We start from the raw sequence: 17,084 nt of genomic DNA on the forward strand, positions 1-17,084 counted from the left end.
CGGGCCGGAACGCCCCCGTCGATTGGCTTAACAAGATTTCATGCCGGACCAGCAACGGCCGGTCCGGCACAAGCCCTTATTTCTGCTTGCCCGCTTCAGCCGCGGCCAGCACGCGCAACACATTGCCGGACCAGATTTTCTGTACGTCAGCCTCGCTATAGCCGGCCTTCAGCAGCGCGTCGGTGATCTTGGGCAGATCAACCACATCCTCCATGCCGACGACACCGCCGCCACCGTCCCAATCCAGGCCGATGCCGACATGATCGGGGCCGACGACCTTCAGCGCATGCAGCATATGCGCCATGAAATCGTCGAAGGTCGGCCGGTCGGTGTCGGGATAGAGTCGGTCGATCTCCTGCCGCTTGGCGAGCATCGCGGCCCGCGCCTCGGGCGAAACCCTGGCGTCCTCCCGCATCTGGCTGTAGAGTGCCATCAGCGCCTTCTGCCGTTCCGGATTGGGCTTGGACGCGCGTAGATAGGCGCCATAGGCATTCATCTGGATCACGCCGCCCTTGGCCGCCAGCGCCTTCAGATGATCGTCATCGATGTTGCGGGGATGGTCATAGACCGCCTTGCAGCCCGAATGGGTCAGCAGCACCGGCGTGGTCGACAGCGCCAGCAGATCGTCCAGCACCTGGTCTGAGCTGTGCGAGGCGTCGGGGACGATGCCGAGGCGATTCATTTCCTTCAGCAATTCCTTGCCGAGCGGGCTGAGGCCGCCATAGCGCGGCTTCTTCGACGGATCGGTCGAGCTGTCGGCGAACTGGTTATGCGCGAAATGGGCAAAGCCCGACACGCGCACGCCCATGTCGTAGAATGTCTTGATCAGCGAGACATCCTCGCCGAGCGGATAGGCATTTTCGATCGACATATAGACGATACGCTTGCCCGCCGCGGCGATTGGCGCCGCGTCCTTCGCCTCCAGCGCCAGCGTGAAATTGTCCGGGTCGGCCGCCACCATCGATCGGATCGACATGCCACGCAACAACGCGAAATCGCGCGCCTTGCGAAAGCCCTCGATCGTCAGCGGCCCCTGGCCGGTGTAGATCGCCCAGAAGCCGCCATCCAGGCCGCCCTTCTTCATCCGCGGCAGGTCGACCTGGGTGTAGTCGCTATGGACGCCATGCTCCTCGTCGATCGACCAGTCCGGCAGGTCGAGCGAGGCCGGGGTATCGAGATGGCTGTCGAGCGTGATCAGCTTCTGGTGCAGCTGATAGACCTGTTTCGACACGGTTTTTGGCTGGGCCTGCGCCGCAATCGGGAGCAGCGCGACCAGCGCTGCCCCCATCAGATAAGCATTCCGCATCAGATCTCGCCCGAAATGGTGAACTGGAAGGTGCGTGGGGACAACGGCCGGAAGGAACCGTCGCCCGTCACCGAGGAGGAGATGTAGGACAGCGTGTCCTTGTCGAAGATATTGTCGACGTTGAAGCGCGCCTTGATGCTCTTCACCGGGCCGAAGCTCCAGCCGTCGCCAATATCCACATAACCGCTGAACACGGTGTAAGCCGGTACGCTGGAGCCTGCCGTGTTGGTAAAGGTCGACCAGCGCTTCGACGTATATTTGCCGCTGATGTTCGCAACCAGCCAGCTTGCAGGCTCGATCGTGACGCCACCGCTGACGATCCACTTGGCGCTGTCCGGGATATATTTGCCGGAGGTCGCATAGGTGACCGACGCGACGATATCATCCTGGAACTTGGCGTTATTGTAGGTGACGTTGGCGTTGGCATAGGCCAGGCCGTTGAGGAAGGCCGGCTTGTAGGTGCCACTGGCTTCCACGCCGTAGGATTCGACACGGCCGACATTCTGGTAGAAGGTTTCGGTGGTGCTGCCGCCGCCTTCCTGGAAAGTGGTGATCGACTGGATGCGGTTCTTGAACTTGGTGTAGTAGCCCGCGATCGAGGCGTAGAGCTGCCCCTGGTTGGTACGGAAGCCGATTTCCATATTCTGCGCGCGTTCCGCCTTGGGCTGGGGCACCAGCGCCGACGTGCCGGTGCGCGTCACGGCATAAATGTCATCCATGCCCTTGGGCAGTGCCATCGTCTCGGCATAGGAGGCGAAGATCTGGCTGCGCTCGTTGATCTTGAACAGCAGGCCCGCCATCGGGAGGAACATGTCGCGATAATGGGCCGTATTATACTGCGCCCCCCAGCCTGCGACCGCCGTGCCGCCCACGACACGATAATAGTCGTCGAAATCGCGATAGCCGCCCAGGCTGTAGTCCAGCATCAGCCCCTTGAAGCCGGCATCCAGAATCAGCCGGTCATCCATCAGCTTGAGCGTGTCCTTCAGGAAGATCTGCAGCGTGTCGCGCTTGGACCGATAGTCGCGGCGCAGATAGACCAGTTCGTCCAGATTGGGCTCGCCATCGGGGGCGCCATCCATCGTGTTGTAGCGCGCCTGGGTACGGTGATATTTGTCGACTTCAGCCCAGATGCCGCCTTCCACGACATTATTGCCGCTTTCCCAATGCAGCTTGGTGGTCACGCCATAGCGATCGCCGCCGACGCCCGAACGGCCATATTGCACGCCCTTGGGGGCGGTGACGTCCAGCCCCGCAGCCGCTTGTGCCGTGTAGCGGGTCAGCGAGTTGGAATAGCTGTCGGGCGAGACGCCATAGCCATTCTTGTCTTCATAATAGAGGGTCGATTCCGCCCACACGCCGTCGGCGATACCCAGGTGGAAGGTGCCGCCATAGAGCTTGTCCTTCCGCACGTTGATCGCGAGGTTGTAGACATTGGTGTAGTTGGAATTGGAATAATAGACGCCCGCCGCCGTCGGCGCGAAGCCGGTCGTGGTATTGGGCACATTCTCGATATAGGCGAAGTCGCGGCCGCAGGCGCCGACCACGCTGGTGGCGGTGCAATTATACTGGGCGCGGGTGATCGTCGGCGAGTCATAGTCGAAGAAGTCGTTCGACACGAACTTGAAGCGCGCCCAGCTGTCGCCGCCCAGATCGGCATGGATCTGGCCTTCCCAATGTTCGCGATCGACCGAACCGGGGCCGCGCCACAGGTCGCTGTCCAGCTTGGTGCGGCTGACATAGGCCCGGAACGGCCCCACCCGGCCCGTGCTGGCGCGGATGAAGGTGCGCTTCATATTATTGTCGCCAAAGCTCTGCGACACGAACAGGCCCATCTCCTCCTGCGGGGCGATGCTGTTATACTGCACCACCGGGCCGAGGCTGGAATAGCTGGGCAGGCCGACATCGGCGGCGCCGACGGAGGCTTCCACCACGCCCAGATTTTCATTGTCGACATAGCGGAAGACAGGGCTGCCACCGAAGGCGTCGCTGCGGCCGGTCGGAATGCCGTCGACCACGAAGCCGATCTGGTCGAGGTTGAAGGCGCGGGTCTGGACGCTGTTGCCGAATTCATAGAGGCCCAGTGCACCGTCGGTCTGGACGTTGAAGCCGGGCAGTTGCTCCAGCATCTTCAGGCCCGAAATACCCGACGGCGCCGACAGCAGCGCCTCGCGCGTGACGGCGACGACATTGTTGATCTTGTCTTCGCCGATCGCTTCCGACGATTGCGAGATACGACGACCGGTCACCGTGATGCTGTCATTTTCGTCCGTTGGAGCAGCCTCCTGCGCCCAGGCAGCAGAGGATAAGGCACCCGCGCAGCAGGCAAGCAGCAGCGCAGCGCGAGACACGCGACGAACAGACGAAATCGAAGGCATAGAGGCTCCCTGTAGGCCCTGCAAAAGGGCAGTTCGCGCCAATCAGGAGCGCCCGCCCCTTCGGGCTATCGCGCCGTTCCTCCCCGGACCCTGGCCTGTCGATCGCCGCTTGAGGCGAGCGCAGCCATGTCATCCATTTGTCATCTGAAACGAGCCCTACGGGAAAATCCACCACACGCTTATGATGATTTCTCAAGCGGAACGAGGTGCCTCAAAGCATTGAGATTTCGCAATCAATGCCCGCTTCCTCGCACGCGCGCACAAAAAATCCTCCCCAGGTCAAGCCTGGAGAGGATCACAAAATCGCCTGCCCTCTCTTCGTCGGAGAGGATCGTTCCTGAAGGCCTTATCGCCCCTTCCAGACGCCCGGACGCTTCTCGACGAAGGCGGTCATGCCTTCCTTCTTGTCTTCGGTTGCAGTCAGGATCTGGAACAGGCGGCGCTCGGTCAAAATGCCCTGCGCCAGGTTGGTCTCGAACGCGATATTGACCATTTCCTTGTTCACCATCGCCGCCATCGGCGGCATCGCGGCGATCGCGGCGGCGGTCTTGAGCGCATCGTCCAGCAGTTCAGCGGCCGGCACGATCCGCGCGACCAGGCCAGCGCGCTCGGCCTCCTCGGCGCCCATCATCCGGCCGGTCAGGCACATTTCCATCGCCTTGGCCTTGCCCACGGCGCGGGTCAGCCGCTGCGACCCGCCCATGCCCGGCGCCACGCCCAGCTTCACCTCGGGCTGACCGAACTTGGCGGTGTCGGCTGCCAGGATGAAGTCCGCCATCATCGCCAGTTCGCAGCCACCGCCCAGCGCAAAGCCGGCAACCGCCGCGATCCACGGCTTGCGAGTGGCGACCACCTTGGTCTGCCAGTCGGAGAAGAAATCCTGCAGGAAGAAATCGGCCGCTTCCTTGTCGACCATCTCCTTGATGTCGGCGCCGGCGGCAAAGGCCTTTTCGCTGCCGGTCAGCACCGCACAATGCTGGGTCGGGTCGGCATCATAGGCGGCAAAGGCCGCGCCCAGATCCGCGAGCACCTGGCTGTTGAGCGCATTGAGCGCCTGCGGCCGGTTGAGCGTGATGAGCGTCACCGCGCCCTGCTGTTCCACCAGGATCGTTTCATATGCCATTGCCGTCTCCCTAAGCTGTCAGCGCCGATCTATGTCGGCCAAAAACGGATCGCCAGCCTTTGCGGGGCGGCGATTTTACCGATCCTATCGGCAAAGATGCATGAAATCCTGATCATAGCTGCGCATATGGGCGCCGCCATCGACATAGAGGGTCTGGCCCGTCACCGCCGTCGCGCCGGCGAGATAGAGAACGGCCTGCGCGATCTGCTCCGCCTGCGGCAGGCGACCGAGCGGCATCAGTTGCTCCAGCCGCGCCATCTGCTCCGCATCATAGTCGGGCGTGGCGATGGTAAGGCCGGGCGCCACCGCATTGACCCGCACCTGCGGCGCCAGGCTGCTGGCCGCCGTCTTCGTCAGGCCGGCCAGCGCCAGCTTGGACAGCGTATAGGCCAGCTGATCGCCATGGGGATGGTCGATCCGCTGGTCGAGGATATTGACGATGCAGCGATCGCCGGTCCCGGCCGGCACCGTCGCGAACGCCTTAGTCAGCATCGCGGGCGCCGCGCAATTGACCGCATAATGGCGCATCAGATCGTCGGCGGTGACGCTGTCGATCCGGTCCTGGCCGAAGATCGCCGCACTGTTGACCAGCAGGTCGGGCGGCCGGCCGAAGCGTTCGGCAACCTGCGCGACCAGTTCCTCGGCAGCTTCGGGATCGGCGAAGTCGACGACGAAACCTTCCCACTCGGCGCCGTTCTCCTCCAGCGCGATCGCCAGATGAGAGTCCAGCCGCGTGTCATGGCTGCCATGGATGGCGAGCGAATAGCCGGCCTGCGCCAGCGCCGCCGAAATGATGCCGCCCAGCCGGCGATGGCCGCCGGTCACGAGCGCCAGCCGGCGCGAGGCCAGCGGCAAGGGGCCGGTCGGCCCGGCATCCTTCTTCGCGCCGCCGATCGGGCGATAGGCGGGCTCGGCGCCCTCCCCCTCTCCGGTCACATCATTCACGAGGCGATGAGCTTCAGCACTTCCTCGCGCGACTTTTCATCGTCGCGGAAGACGCCGAGCATGCGGCTGGTCTTCATGATGACATTGGGGGTGCGCACGCCGCGGCCGGTCATGCAGCCATGGGTCGCCTCGATCACCACGGCGACGCCCTGGGGCTTGAGATTTTCCCAGATGCAGTTGGCGACTTCGGAGGTCAGCCGTTCCTGCACCTGCAGCCGGTTGGCATAGGCGTGCAGCACGCGAGCCAGCTTGGAAATGCCGACCACATAATCGCCGGGCAGATAGGCGATGTGCGCGCGCCCGACGATCGGCGCCATATGATGTTCGCAATGCGACTGGAACGGGATGTCCTTCAGCAGCACGACATCGTCATAGCCGCCCACCTCATGGAAGATGCGCGAGAGATGATAGGCCGGATCATCATTATAGCCGCGGCAATATTCGCGCCAGGCGCGGGCCACCCGCTCGGGCGTTTCCACCAGCCCCTCGCGCTCAGGCGCATCGCCCGACCAACGGATGAGGGTGCGGATCGCCTCCGACACTTCGGCCGGGACCGGCTCCTTCGAGCCTTCGCCTACGGTTTCCGCATCGGGATCATATGCCATGAACTGGGCCACTCCATAATTGTTGGCCCCGGCATATGGCGACTGCGTGCCCGTCTGACCAGCCCTTTTGCCCCGGCTGGACACAACATCGCTGTGGTGGCAAATCACAGTCTAACGGGAACGCACCACATAAAAATGTCATTACAATCGCAAGATCATGCGCACTGAACGCATCGCCGCCGTCCTTCTGGCAGCCGGCATGTCGACCCGCTTCGGCGAGGAAGACAAGCTGATGGCCGACCTGCGCGGCAAGCCGGTTGCCGCGCACACGCTGGAAACCATCGCCTCCATGGCCTTTGCCGAACTGGTCGCCGTCGTGCGGCCGGTCGAATTTGCGCCGATATTGCATCGCAAGCTTGACCGGCGCGGCTTTGATATCATCGTCAACGAACGGCCCGAGGAAGGCCTGTCGAGCAGCATCCGGCTGGCGGTCGAGCATGTGATGGACAAGCGCAAGGTGCGCGGCATCCTGATCTGCCTGGCCGACATGCCCGACGTGCCGCAGACCCATTATAACCATCTCTGCATGGCGGCCGAGGACATAAGATCGGTCGTCGCCAGCACCGACGGCTTCTCTTCCTCCCCGCCCGCCTTCATCGGCCGCAAGCATTTCCCCGAACTGCTGGCACTTAAAGGGGACCAGGGCGCCCGCGCGCTGCTGAGCCACGGCATCCAGATCGAGACGATCGGCAATGTGCTTCACGACATCGATACGCCGGAGGATCTTGGCCGCCCCCCGGTGACACCGACCTGAGGCCCAAAAGGGGCAGGCGAAGCCGCTTTGCCTTGGCCCGCTTCAGGTCGATCGCGTCGGATCGGTCAGACCGTCGCCCATTTCCCGCGGATCAGGGGCACGACTGAGCGGCAGCGAGCCGGTCTGGCGTTCCAGCATGCGATGCACCACCGGCGGCTTACCGCCACTGTGCAGCGCGTGGATCGTGTCGCTGTTGGTGATGTCGGCGATGGTGCGCCGCTGGTTATGGCGGACATAGTCGAGCCAGGTCGACACATGATAGCGTTCGACCCAGAGCTCCGGATCGCCCAGGTCGCGCATCAGCGACCAGCCATGCGCGCCATCGCGCTTGCGAATGCGGCGGCGCTCGCTCATCGCGCTGAGGAAGGGGACTACCGACCCCACCGGGATGCGATATTCGATAGTGATGACGACCGGGCCGCTGCGCGGTTCGACCGGCACCGCCGTCTCCGGCTCACGCCAGCGGTTCTGGAGATCGAGATTGTCATCGCCGATCTGCGGCAGCGGACGAACGAAGCCGATCAGCGCAGCGACCAGTTGCACCGCGGCGGAGGCATAGAGCGCCTCGACCACGCCATGATCCTCGGCCAGATTGCCGAACAGCCAGGCGCCGATCGCCATGCCGCCGAACGCGGTCATCTGATAGATGGCGACGGCGCGGGCGACGACCCAGCGCGGCGCCGACATCTGGACCGACACGTTGAAGGTCGACAGCGCCATGACCCAGCCCGCCCCGGCGAGCAGATAACCCAGCAGCGCCAGCGCCAGATAGCCCGACATGGCGGTGATCGCCGTTCCCGCCGCCAGCGACAGGGCAGCGGACCGCACGATCGCCTCGATCGAGAAGCGCGCGCGCAGCCGCCGGGTGGACAGCGCCCCGGCCACCGCGCCGACGCCGAAGGCACCGCTGGTAAGGCCGAAGGTCAGCGCGCCGCCGCCCAGCACATCGCGCGCCACCAGCGGCATCAGCGCCGACACCGCACTGGCACCGATGCCGAAGGCGCCGCCGCGCAGTAGCACGAGCTGGATCTTGGGCGACATCGAGACATAGCTGACACCGGCCCACATCGCGACGCCCAGCCGCTCGCGCGGCAGCAGTTTGGGCGGCAATTCCGGCCGCCAGCGCGCCAGCACCGCGACCAGGCCGATATAGCTGACTGCATTGGCCAGGAACGCCGCCGCCGCGCCCGCCGCCGCGACGATCACGCCGCCCAGCGCCGGGCCGGTACTACGGGCAAGATTGAACCCCATGCTGTTCATAGCGACGGCACTGGGCAGCACGCTGCGCGGCACCATGTCGCCGACCGATGCTTGCCAGGCCGGGCCGTTCACCGCCGTCGCGCAGCCGATCAGGAAGGTGAAGCCCAACAGCGTCCAGGGCGTCAGCGCGCCGAGCCAGGCGACCAGCGCAAGGGCAGTCGACACCAGCAGCATGAACAGCTGACAGGCCATCATCACCTTGCGCCGATCCAGATTGTCGGCGACCGCGCCGGCCCAGAGCGAGAACAGCATGATCGGCAGCGTCGTGGACGCCGGCACCAGTGCCACCAGCACCGGCGAAGCGGACAGCGAGGTCATCATCCAGGCCGCACCGACCGACTGGATCAACCCGCCGAAATTGGACGCCAGGCTCGCGATCCAGATCGCGCGGAAGATGGGAATGGCAAAGGGCGAGGACGGCTGGGGGGACTCGGTGTCAGGCACGAAAACCATCAAGCGGATTTAGGAACGTCGGTCAAACCCGCGACTCGGCCTTTGGTTCACATCCGTCCGGTACGCAGCGCCCGGCCCCAGTCGGGACGCCCCCGCGCATCGGCGGTGGCGGCCGCGCGTTCGACATCATAGGCGACCAGGACGATCTCCGCGTGCCAGCCGTCGGCCATCCGCTCGACCAGCCCATAGCGCGCCTCGGGCGATCCGGTCTCCACCTTGTGCGGCCAGGGCCGGTCATCGTTATAGGCCGGCAGGCCCACGCTGCCCGGATTGACGACCAGCCCGCCATCGGCGCGACCATGGATGCGCGGCACATGGGTATGGCCGCACAGGATCAGCGGCGCGACAACGCCCCCTGCCCGCGCCTCGACCTCCGCCTCTGTCGCGGCGCGCAAGCCGGTGGGTTCGACCGTTTCCAGCCAATAATCGATGTCGCTGCCCGGCGTGCCATGGACCATGAGCATCTCATCCGTCAGCCACAGCGTCTCGGGCAAGGCGGCGATCCAGTCGCGATGGCGCGGCGCCAGCAGATCATGGGTTGCCCGGTCCGACGCGCCCATCCGATCGGGCGCCAGCGTCAGCAATTGCCGCTCATGATTGCCCCGGATCGTCGGCATATCCAACGCCATAACCCGATCGGCAGTCTCGCAGGGGAAGAGCGGCCCCGACAGGATGTCACCGAGATTGACACATAGATCGACATTGCGTGCGGCCACATCCGCCAGCACGGCGTCGAGCGCATCGATATTGCCATGAATATCGGAAAGAACCGCAATCTTCACCTGGCGCTTGTCCCGCTGCAATCGCGCCCCACATCAGGCCCGCACCTGACCTTACGGCAAGGCCATGTCGGCGGAAACCGACCATTTCAGGCTTGCACTTTACGTAAACGTAAATACATTCAGGGCCACTTCCGGTGCGCCAAAAGCCGCCAACGGAGAGGGAAAAGGAACCATGGAAGCCTATATCTACGACGCCGTCCGCACGCCCCGTGGCCGGGGCAAGAGCGACGGTTCGCTCCACGACATCACCCCCATCCAGCTTGCGACGCAGATGCTCGAAGCGGTGCGTGACCGCACCCAGATCGACACCGCAGACGTCGACGACGTGATCCTGGGCTGCGTCAGCCCGGTGGGCGAACAAGGCGCGGACATCGCGCGCGTCGCCGTGCTCAACGCCGACTATGCCCAGACCGTGCCGGGCGTGCAGATCAACCGTTTCTGCGCATCGGGCCTGGAAGCGGTCAACATGGCCGCGGCCAAGGTCTATTCGGGCGAAGCGATGTTCGCGATCGGCGGCGGCGTCGAATCGATGAGCCGCGTGCCGATGGCATCGGACGGTGGCGCTTGGGCGATGGACCCGGCGGTCGCCTACAAGACCTATTTCGCGCCCCAGGGCATCGGCGCCGACGTGATCGCCACCAAGTTCGGCATCAGCCGCGACGATGTCGACGCCTATGCCGTCGAGAGCCAGCGCCGCGCCAAGGCCGCCTGGGACGAAGGCCGTTTCAAGAAGTCGATCGTGCCGGTCCGCGACGTGATCGGCGGCATCGCACTCGATCATGACGAACATATGCGCCCCGACGCGACGATGCAGTCGCTCGGCAGCCTGAAGCCCAGCTTCCAGGCGCTAGGTGAGGACATGCCCGGCTTCGATACCGTCGCCCTGCTGCGCTATCCCGAGCTGGAAAAAGTCAACCATGTCCATCACGCCGGCAACAGCAGCGGCATCGTCGACGGCGCCGCCGCCGTGCTGGTCGGCAACAAGGAAATTGGCGAGAAATACGGCCTGAAGCCGCGCGCCAAGATCAAGGCGATGGCCTCGATCGGATCGGAACCTCTGATCATGCTGACCGGCCCGGAATTTGTCGCCGGCAAGCTGCTGGCCCGTGCCGGCATGACCACCGCCGACATCGACCTGTGGGAACTGAACGAAGCCTTCGCCTCGGTCGTGCTGCGCTACATGCAGGCGATGAAGCTCGACCACAGCAAGATCAACGTCAATGGCGGCGCGATCGCCATGGGCCATCCGCTGGGCGCCACCGGCGCCATGGTGCTGGGCACCGCGCTCGACGAACTGGAACGCTCGGGCAAGGGCACCGCGCTCATCAACCTGTGCGTCGGCGCGGGCATGGGCACCGGCATCATCATCGAGCGCGTGTAAGCGGCGGACTTAGGAGAGACACACATGGAAACCATCCGCTTCGACATCGATGCCGACGGCATCGCCACCCTGACGATCGACGTGCCCGGCCAGTCGATGAACGTCATCGGCCCCGACTTCCTGGCCGATCTGGATGCCGCCATCACCCGCATCGCGTCGGAAGAGGGCATCAAGGGCGCGGTCATCGCATCGGGCAAGGACAGCGGCTTCATGGCCGGCATGGACCTCAAATATTTCGGGTCGATGCTGGCCAGCACGGATGGACAGCGCCCCGCCCCCACCGCGATCTTCGACAATGTGTTCGTGCTGAACCAGCTGTTCCGGCGCCTGGAAACCGCCGGCAAGCCGGTCGCCTGCGCGATCGAGGGCACCTGCGTCGGCGGCGGCTTCGAACTGGCGCTGGCCTGCCATCGCCGCTTCGTCGGCGACAGCCCCAAGACCCAGCTCGGCCTGCCCGAAATCCTGATCGGCCTGTTCCCCGGCGGCGGCGGATCGCAGCGCCTGCCGCGCATCATGGGCGTCCAGGCGTCGCTGATGTACATGCTGCAGGGCAAGCTGTTCCGCCCGGCCGAAGCCGCGATGCTGAAGGTCGTCGACGGCGTGGTGCCGCAGGGCACGTCGCTCGCCGCCGCCAAGGACTGGGTCAAGGCCAACCCGACCGCCAGCACCCAGCCCTGGGACGTCAAGGGCTTCAAGGTGCCCGGCGGCGCCGGCGGTTTCAACCCCGCCTTCGTCCAGACCATGGCCGGTGCCCTGCCGATGACGCTCAAGCAGACGCAGCGCAACATGAACGCGCCGATCGCTTTGCTGTCGGCGGTCTATGAGGGCATCACCTTGCCGATGGACCGGGCGATCCGGATCGAGAGCAAATATTTCGCCAAGGTCGCCGCCGATCCGCAGGCGTCGAACATGATCCGCACCCTGTTCGTCAACAAGCAGGCGGCCGAGCGCGGCGCGCGTCGTCCCAAAGGCGAGGCCAAGGCGCCGACGACCAAGCTCGCCATGCTGGGTGCCGGCATGATGGGCGCTGGCATCGCCACCGTCGCGGCGCAGGCCGGAATGGACGTCGTGCTGTTCGACCGTGACCAGGCTTATGCCGAGAAGGGCAAGGCCCATGTCGAGGCGGTCCTCTCCAAGCGCCTGGGCAAGGGAATGACGCCCGAGAAGATGGCCGCCACCCTGGCCCGCGTCACCCCGACCACCGACTATGCCGCGCTCGCCGGCGCCGACTTCGTGATCGAAGCCGTATTCGAGGATGTCGCGATCAAGGCGGAAGTCACCAAGCAGGTCGAAGCCGTGCTGGGCGCCGACACCATCTTCGGCTCCAACACCTCGACGCTACCAATCACCAAGCTGGCCAATGCCTGGTCCAAGCCCGAGAATTTCATCGGCGTCCACTTCTTCTCGCCGGTCGAGAAGATGCCGCTGGTCGAGATCATCCTGGGTGAGAGGACCGGCCCCGCCGCGATCGCCAAGGCGCTCGATTTCGTTGCCCAGATCAAGAAGACCCCGATCGTCGTCCATGACAGTCGCGGCTTCTATACCTCGCGCAGCTTTGGCACCTATGTGCAGGAAGGCGCGGAACTGGTCGGCGAAGGCGTCAACCCGGCGCTCATCGAAAATGCCGGCAAGCAGCTTGGCATGCCGACCGGCCCGCTGGCGGTCAGCGACGAAGTGTCGATCGAACTGGGCGTCAAGATCATGACCGCCGCCAAGAAGGAACTGGGCGACGCCTATGTTCCCCAGGGGTCGGACGACATCATGCTCAAGATGGTCGAGGCCGATCGCCTGGGCCGCAAGAATGGCAAGGGCTGGTACGACTATCCCGAAGGCGGCAAGAAGCATCTCTCGCCGGTGCTGGGCGACCTGTTCCCGCGCGCCGACGCCCAGCCGGATGTCGAGGAAGTCAAGGAACGCCTCCTCTATCGCCAGCTGATCGAATGCGCCCGCTGCTTCGAGGAAGGCGTGCTGGAAACGCCGGAAGATGGCGATATCGGCGCGATCTTCGGCTGGGGCTTCGCGCCCTATACCGGCGGTCCGTTCAGTCATATGGATACGGTCGGCATCGCCCATGTCGTGGCCGTGCTGGACCGGCTGGCCGCCGCCCATGGCCCGCGCTTCGCCCCCACGGCGCAGCTGCGGGACATGGCCGCCAACGGCGCGACCTTCTATCGACCCGTTCCGTCTCGCGCTGCAGCATGAGCGATTTGTAAATCGTAACGCTTCTGTATTAGGTCTCCCCGGACATATTCGGGGAGACCTTTTCTTTATGAGCAAGCCAACGGTTCTGGTCACGGGCGGCGCCGGCTATATCGGCAGCCATGCGGTGCTGGCGCTGAAGGATGCCGGCTATGGCGTGGTGGTGATCGACAATCTGGTCACCGGCTTCCGCTGGGCCGTGCCGCAGGACATCCCCTTCGTGCAGGGCGACATCGCAGACCAGGCGCTGGTACAGGCGACGCTGCGCGAACATGGCGTCCAGGCGATCATGCATTTCGCCGGATCGGTGGTCGTGCCGGAATCGGTCGAGAACCCGCTCAAATATTATAACAACAACAGCGCCAAGACCCGCGACCTGCTGGAAAGCGTGGTCGCCGTGGGCGTGCCCCATTTCATCTTCTCCTCGACCGCCGCCACCTATGGCATACCGGAGGAAAGCCCGGTCAGGGAAACGACGCCGCAGCGGCCGATCAACCCCTATGGCATGTCGAAGCTGATGACCGAATATATGCTGCGCGACGTCGCCGCGGCCCACGCCATGAACTTCTGCGCGCTGCGCTATTTCAATGTCGCCGGCGCCGATCCGCAGGGCCGCACCGGCCAGTCGACGGCGGGCGCCACCCACCTGATCAAGGTCGCGGTCGAGGCGGCGCTGGGCAAGCGCAGCCATGTCAGCGTCTTCGGCACGGATTTCGCCACGCCCGACGGCACCGGCGTGCGCGACTATATCCATGTCAGCGATCTCGCCGCCGCCCATGTGCTGGCGCTCGAAGCGCTGATCGCCCACCCCGATCGCAATTACATGCTCAATTGCGGCTATGGCCGGGGCTTCTCCGTGCTCGAAGTGCTGGACGCGGTCGACCGGGTCACGAACATGACGATCGAGCGCCGGCTGGAAGGGCGCCGTGCGGGCGATCCCGATGCGCTGATTTCCGACAATAGCGCGCTGATGGCGGAATTTCCCTGGCAGCCGCGCTATGCCGACCTCGGCCAGATCGTCGACCATGCGCTCGCCTGGGAACGCAAGCTCAGCGATATCCAGAAGGCATGAGCGAAGCCAGCGTTCGCGCCTTCTTCGCCGCGCAGGCGCCCGATGTGGCGATCATCGACCAGGGCGTCAGCACCGCGACGGTGATCGAGGCGGCCGCCGCGCTGGGCGTCGAACCCGCGCGCATCGCCAAGACGCTGTCGCTGCGCGTCGGCGAAACGGTCGTGCTGGTCTGCGCCCGCGGCGACGCCCGCCTGTCCAATGGCAAGGCGAAGGCGGCGCTGGGCGCCAAGCCGCGCATGCTAGGCGCGCATGAGGTGGAGGAGATTACCGGCCATCCGGTCGGCGGCGTCTGCCCCTTCGGTCTCGCCAGTGCCCTGCCCGTCTATTGCGATGTCTCGTTGCAGGCGTTCGACACCGTGTTTCCGGCGGCGGGATCGCGCACCGCCTCGGTCGAACTGACGCCCGATCGGCTTGCCGCCTTGACCGGGGCGCAATGGATCGACATCTGCACCCTTCCCGAAATCGTCGAGTGAGAGCCATGCCGACCGAACATATCTTTGCCACCGGCGCACAGGCTGCCACCGATATCGCAGCCCGCATCGCTACCCTGTTGTCGGAGGCGATCACCGAACGCGGTGTCGCGACGCTGGCCGTGTCGGGCGGCCGCTCGCCCCGCCCGGTGCTGGAAGCGCTGTCGAAGGTGCCGCTCGACTGGACGAAGCTGATCGTCACTTTGGTCGACGAACGCTGGGTCGATCCGGTCAGCGCCGACAGCAACGAACGGCTGGTGCGCGAAACCCTGCTCCAGGGGCCAGCCGCCGCCGCCCGCTTCGTACCGATGAAAAATGGTGCCGCCGACGCCTATGCCGGCCAAAGCGCGGTAGAGGCGGACTTTGCCGCCCTGCCCTGGCCGTTCGACATCATCCTGCTCGGCATGGGCGATGACGGCCATACCGCCTCGCTCTTCCCGGAGGGCAAGGAACTGGCCGAAGGCCTTTCCAGCCAGGCTTACACCATCGCCGCCACCCCGCCGGTCGCGCCGCACCAGCGCCTGTCGCTGACTGCCCACGCGATCCTGCAAAGCCGCCACATCTTCCTGCAGATCGGCGGCGCGGGCAAGAAGGCGGTCTATGACCAGGCGCTGGCCGGCGGTCCGATCGAAGAACTGCCGATCCGCCTTGCCCTGCTGCAGGACAAGGTGCCGGTCGAGGTGTGGATCGCCGAATCCTAAAAACATCCTCCCCTGCAAGGGGAGGGGGACCATGTGCGCAGCAAATGGTGGAGGGGTATCCCGCTTGCGATAGGGCGACCCCCCTCCGTCACGCGCTTCGCGCGCCACCTCCCCTTGCAGGGGAGGATTATCGGTCGCGCACCGCATGTTTCGAGATCAGATAGCGCCACACGCCGACCCCATTGATCGCCAATAGCGCGACATTCTGCCAGCCGATGCCCTCGCTGTCCGTGTCGAGAAAGCCCCAGGCGATCAGCGCGACCGAACTGGTGACGAACAACACGAAGGCCCAGCCGGTAATCCGCCGCCCCAGGTTCAGCGACACCACCAGCGCCGCGAGCGTGGCGGCGCCGGCACCATAATATTGCAGGGCGGTGAGCAGCGCCTGGTTCATGCCAGACAGAACGTAGCGGCCATGGACATGGTTGCCCGCACAGAATAGGCACCCGGCATGATTGCCCAGATCGATCCCTTCCACGCCATCGCCATCAGCCGCGAGGCCCATGCCCTGAAGGCCGCGGGCCGCTCCATCCTGCACATGGAATTCGGCCAGCCCTCGACCGGTGCGCCTGCCGCCGCCATCGCGCTGGCGCATGAGGTGCTCGACACCGATCCGATGGGCTATTGGGAAAGCCCCGCGCTCAAGGAACGGATCGCCCGCCTCTATGCCGACCGGCACAATGTCGCCGTCGATCCCGAACAGGTGCTGCTGACCTGCGGCGCCTCGCCCGGTCTGGTGCTGGCATTGACCAGCCTGTTCGCGCCCGGCGCCCGCGTCGCCACCGCGCGGCCGGGCTATGTCGCCTATCGCAACACGTTGAAGGCCCTTTATCTGGAACCGGTCGAGATCGCCTGCGGCCCGGCCGAACGCTATCAGATCAGCGCCGACGCGCTGGCCGCGATCGAGCCGGCGCCGGACGGCCTGATCCTCGCCAGCCCGGCCAACCCGACCGGCACGATCATCCCGGCCGACGAACTGGCGGCGATCGCCAGGGTCTGTGCCGACCGCGGCATCCGCATCATCTCCGACGAAATCTATCATGGCCTCAGCTTCGGCGAACCGGCGCATTCGATGCTGGAATTTGCCCCTGATTCAGTGATCGTGAACAGCTTCTCCAAATATTTCAGCATGGCCGGCTGGCGGCTGGGCTGGATCGTCGTGCCCGCCGACCTGATCGGCGCGGCGCGGGCGCGGATGGGCAATTTGTTCCTGACGCCACCGGTGCTGGCGCAGCAGGCGGGGCTTGCCGCCTTCGACTGCACCGATGAGCTTGAGGGCCATGTCGACACCTATCGCCGCAACCGGCAATTGCTGCTCGACGCCCTGCCCGCGCTCGGCCTCGCCAGCATCGCGCCGCCCGACGGCGCCTTCTATATCTATGCCGATATTAGCCATCTCACCAATGACAGCCTGGCCTTCTGCCAGAAGCTGCTGCGCGAGACCGGCGTCGCCACCGCGCCCGGCATCGATTTCGATCCGGTCGATGGCCATCGCTTCATCCGCTTCAGCTTCGCCGTCTCGACCGACCGGGTCGAGGATGCGATCGCGCGGATGATCCCCTGGTTCCAGGCCCAGCCGGGCCGCTGAAAGGCAGCGGGCCTAAAAAGGTCCGTAACGCCATCTGCAATTTACGAGGAATAGGCGAGGCCGCAAA

At 64.9% G+C, this 17,084-nt stretch carries 15 protein-coding genes; 7 read left to right on the top strand and 8 right to left on the bottom strand.

The window, feature by feature from the left end:
* Positions 1 to 76: 76 nt before the first annotated feature.
* From DIZ22_RS08795 to folE, 5 genes are all read right to left on the bottom strand, one after another.
* Positions 77 to 1,306, bottom strand: a complete 1,230-nt coding sequence (locus tag DIZ22_RS08795; RefSeq protein ID WP_048937018.1) for a dipeptidase — start codon at positions 1,304 to 1,306, stop codon at positions 77 to 79.
* The gene (locus tag DIZ22_RS08800; protein ID WP_048937019.1) at positions 1,306 to 3,684 is read right to left on the bottom strand and encodes a TonB-dependent receptor; all 2,379 of its coding nucleotides are present in this window, start codon (positions 3,682 to 3,684) and stop codon (positions 1,306 to 1,308) included. Before DIZ22_RS08800 ends, DIZ22_RS08795 begins: the two co-directional genes overlap by 1 nt.
* 346 nt (positions 3,685 to 4,030) lie before the next feature.
* Positions 4,031 to 4,807 (bottom strand): enoyl-CoA hydratase-related protein, encoded by a 777-nt coding sequence (locus tag DIZ22_RS08805; RefSeq protein WP_048937020.1) that lies wholly within the window; start codon positions 4,805 to 4,807, stop codon positions 4,031 to 4,033.
* A gap of 84 nt (positions 4,808 to 4,891) precedes the next feature.
* Positions 4,892 to 5,752, bottom strand: coding sequence for an SDR family oxidoreductase (locus DIZ22_RS08810; RefSeq protein ID WP_010335387.1), 861 nt, complete (start codon positions 5,750 to 5,752; stop codon positions 4,892 to 4,894).
* Positions 5,749 to 6,357, bottom strand: a complete 609-nt coding sequence (gene folE / locus DIZ22_RS08815) for a GTP cyclohydrolase I FolE (protein ID WP_037507879.1) — start codon at positions 6,355 to 6,357, stop codon at positions 5,749 to 5,751. Before folE ends, DIZ22_RS08810 begins: the two co-directional genes overlap by 4 nt.
* A gap of 157 nt (positions 6,358 to 6,514) precedes the next feature.
* Here folE and DIZ22_RS08820 point away from each other — a divergent pair, with 157 nt between their 5' ends.
* Positions 6,515 to 7,111, top strand: coding sequence for a nucleotidyltransferase family protein (locus DIZ22_RS08820; RefSeq protein WP_037518930.1), 597 nt, complete (start codon positions 6,515 to 6,517; stop codon positions 7,109 to 7,111).
* Positions 7,112 to 7,153: 42 nt separating this feature from the next.
* Here the strand turns inward: DIZ22_RS08820 and DIZ22_RS08825 are convergent, their stop codons facing one another.
* On the bottom strand, positions 7,154 to 8,824 hold the full coding sequence (locus tag DIZ22_RS08825; RefSeq protein ID WP_048937021.1) for an MFS transporter: 1,671 nt from the start codon (positions 8,822 to 8,824) through the stop codon (positions 7,154 to 7,156).
* Positions 8,825 to 8,871: 47 nt separating this feature from the next.
* The gene (locus tag DIZ22_RS08830; protein ID WP_080993532.1) at positions 8,872 to 9,627 is read right to left on the bottom strand and encodes a metallophosphoesterase family protein; all 756 of its coding nucleotides are present in this window, start codon (positions 9,625 to 9,627) and stop codon (positions 8,872 to 8,874) included.
* 151 nt (positions 9,628 to 9,778) lie between these two features.
* Between DIZ22_RS08830 and DIZ22_RS08835 the strand changes: the two genes are divergently transcribed.
* The 5 genes from DIZ22_RS08835 (at position 9,779) to pgl (ending at position 15,429) form a co-directional block, all read left to right on the top strand.
* The gene (locus tag DIZ22_RS08835) at positions 9,779 to 10,987 is read left to right on the top strand and encodes an acetyl-CoA C-acetyltransferase (protein ID WP_048937022.1); all 1,209 of its coding nucleotides are present in this window, start codon (positions 9,779 to 9,781) and stop codon (positions 10,985 to 10,987) included.
* A 24-nt stretch (positions 10,988 to 11,011) separates the two neighbouring features.
* Complete coding sequence (locus DIZ22_RS08840; RefSeq protein WP_048937023.1) at positions 11,012 to 13,189, top strand: 3-hydroxyacyl-CoA dehydrogenase NAD-binding domain-containing protein; 2,178 nt, start codon at positions 11,012 to 11,014, stop codon at positions 13,187 to 13,189.
* Between the two features lie 67 nt (positions 13,190 to 13,256).
* Positions 13,257 to 14,258 (top strand): UDP-glucose 4-epimerase GalE, encoded by a 1,002-nt coding sequence (gene galE, locus DIZ22_RS08845; RefSeq protein ID WP_048937024.1) that lies wholly within the window; start codon positions 13,257 to 13,259, stop codon positions 14,256 to 14,258.
* Positions 14,255 to 14,731: a YbaK/EbsC family protein gene (locus tag DIZ22_RS08850; protein WP_048937025.1), complete on the top strand. Its 477-nt coding sequence runs from the start codon at positions 14,255 to 14,257 to the stop codon at positions 14,729 to 14,731. The genes galE and DIZ22_RS08850 overlap by 4 nt, the downstream gene beginning before the upstream one ends.
* A 5-nt stretch (positions 14,732 to 14,736) precedes the next feature.
* The gene (pgl, locus tag DIZ22_RS08855; RefSeq protein WP_048937026.1) at positions 14,737 to 15,429 is read left to right on the top strand and encodes a 6-phosphogluconolactonase; all 693 of its coding nucleotides are present in this window, start codon (positions 14,737 to 14,739) and stop codon (positions 15,427 to 15,429) included.
* Between the two features lie 127 nt (positions 15,430 to 15,556).
* Here the strand turns inward: pgl and DIZ22_RS08860 are convergent, their stop codons facing one another.
* On the bottom strand, positions 15,557 to 15,823 hold the full coding sequence (locus tag DIZ22_RS08860; protein WP_048937058.1) for a hypothetical protein: 267 nt from the start codon (positions 15,821 to 15,823) through the stop codon (positions 15,557 to 15,559).
* Positions 15,824 to 15,880: 57 nt separating this feature from the next.
* On the opposite strand from DIZ22_RS08860, the gene DIZ22_RS08865 reads away from it, so the two are divergent.
* Positions 15,881 to 17,017 carry an aminotransferase class I/II-fold pyridoxal phosphate-dependent enzyme gene (locus DIZ22_RS08865; RefSeq protein WP_048937027.1) on the top strand — a complete coding sequence of 379 codons (1,137 nt, stop codon included), beginning with the start codon at positions 15,881 to 15,883 and terminating at the stop codon, positions 17,015 to 17,017.
* Positions 17,018 to 17,084: the final 67 nt, after the last annotated feature.

This window comes from Sphingobium sp. LF-16, assembly GCF_003711185.1.
Taxonomy (GTDB): Bacteria; Pseudomonadota; Alphaproteobacteria; order Sphingomonadales; family Sphingomonadaceae; genus Sphingobium; species Sphingobium yanoikuyae_A.

Bases quoted from the DNA above. Each gene is read 5' to 3' on its own strand.
- DIZ22_RS08795 (WP_048937018.1), bottom strand. From the start codon at position 1,306: ATGCGGAATGCTTATCTGATGGGGGCAGCGCTGGTCGCGCTGCTCCCG.
- DIZ22_RS08800 (WP_048937019.1), bottom strand. From the start codon at position 3,684: ATGCCTTCGATTTCGTCTGTTCGTCGCGTGTCTCGCGCTGCGCTGCTG.
- DIZ22_RS08805 (WP_048937020.1), bottom strand. From the start codon at position 4,807: ATGGCATATGAAACGATCCTGGTGGAACAGCAGGGCGCGGTGACGCTC.
- folE (WP_037507879.1), bottom strand. From the start codon at position 6,357: ATGGCATATGATCCCGATGCGGAAACCGTAGGCGAAGGCTCGAAGGAG.
- DIZ22_RS08820 (WP_037518930.1), top strand. From the start codon at position 6,515: ATGCGCACTGAACGCATCGCCGCCGTCCTTCTGGCAGCCGGCATGTCG.
- DIZ22_RS08825 (WP_048937021.1), bottom strand. From the start codon at position 8,824: ATGGTTTTCGTGCCTGACACCGAGTCCCCCCAGCCGTCCTCGCCCTTT.
- DIZ22_RS08835 (WP_048937022.1), top strand. From the start codon at position 9,779: ATGGAAGCCTATATCTACGACGCCGTCCGCACGCCCCGTGGCCGGGGC.
- DIZ22_RS08840 (WP_048937023.1), top strand. From the start codon at position 11,012: ATGGAAACCATCCGCTTCGACATCGATGCCGACGGCATCGCCACCCTG.
- galE (WP_048937024.1), top strand. From the start codon at position 13,257: ATGAGCAAGCCAACGGTTCTGGTCACGGGCGGCGCCGGCTATATCGGC.
- DIZ22_RS08850 (WP_048937025.1), top strand. From the start codon at position 14,255: ATGAGCGAAGCCAGCGTTCGCGCCTTCTTCGCCGCGCAGGCGCCCGAT.
- pgl (WP_048937026.1), top strand. From the start codon at position 14,737: ATGCCGACCGAACATATCTTTGCCACCGGCGCACAGGCTGCCACCGAT.
- DIZ22_RS08860 (WP_048937058.1), bottom strand. From the start codon at position 15,823: ATGAACCAGGCGCTGCTCACCGCCCTGCAATATTATGGTGCCGGCGCC.
- DIZ22_RS08865 (WP_048937027.1), top strand. From the start codon at position 15,881: ATGATTGCCCAGATCGATCCCTTCCACGCCATCGCCATCAGCCGCGAG.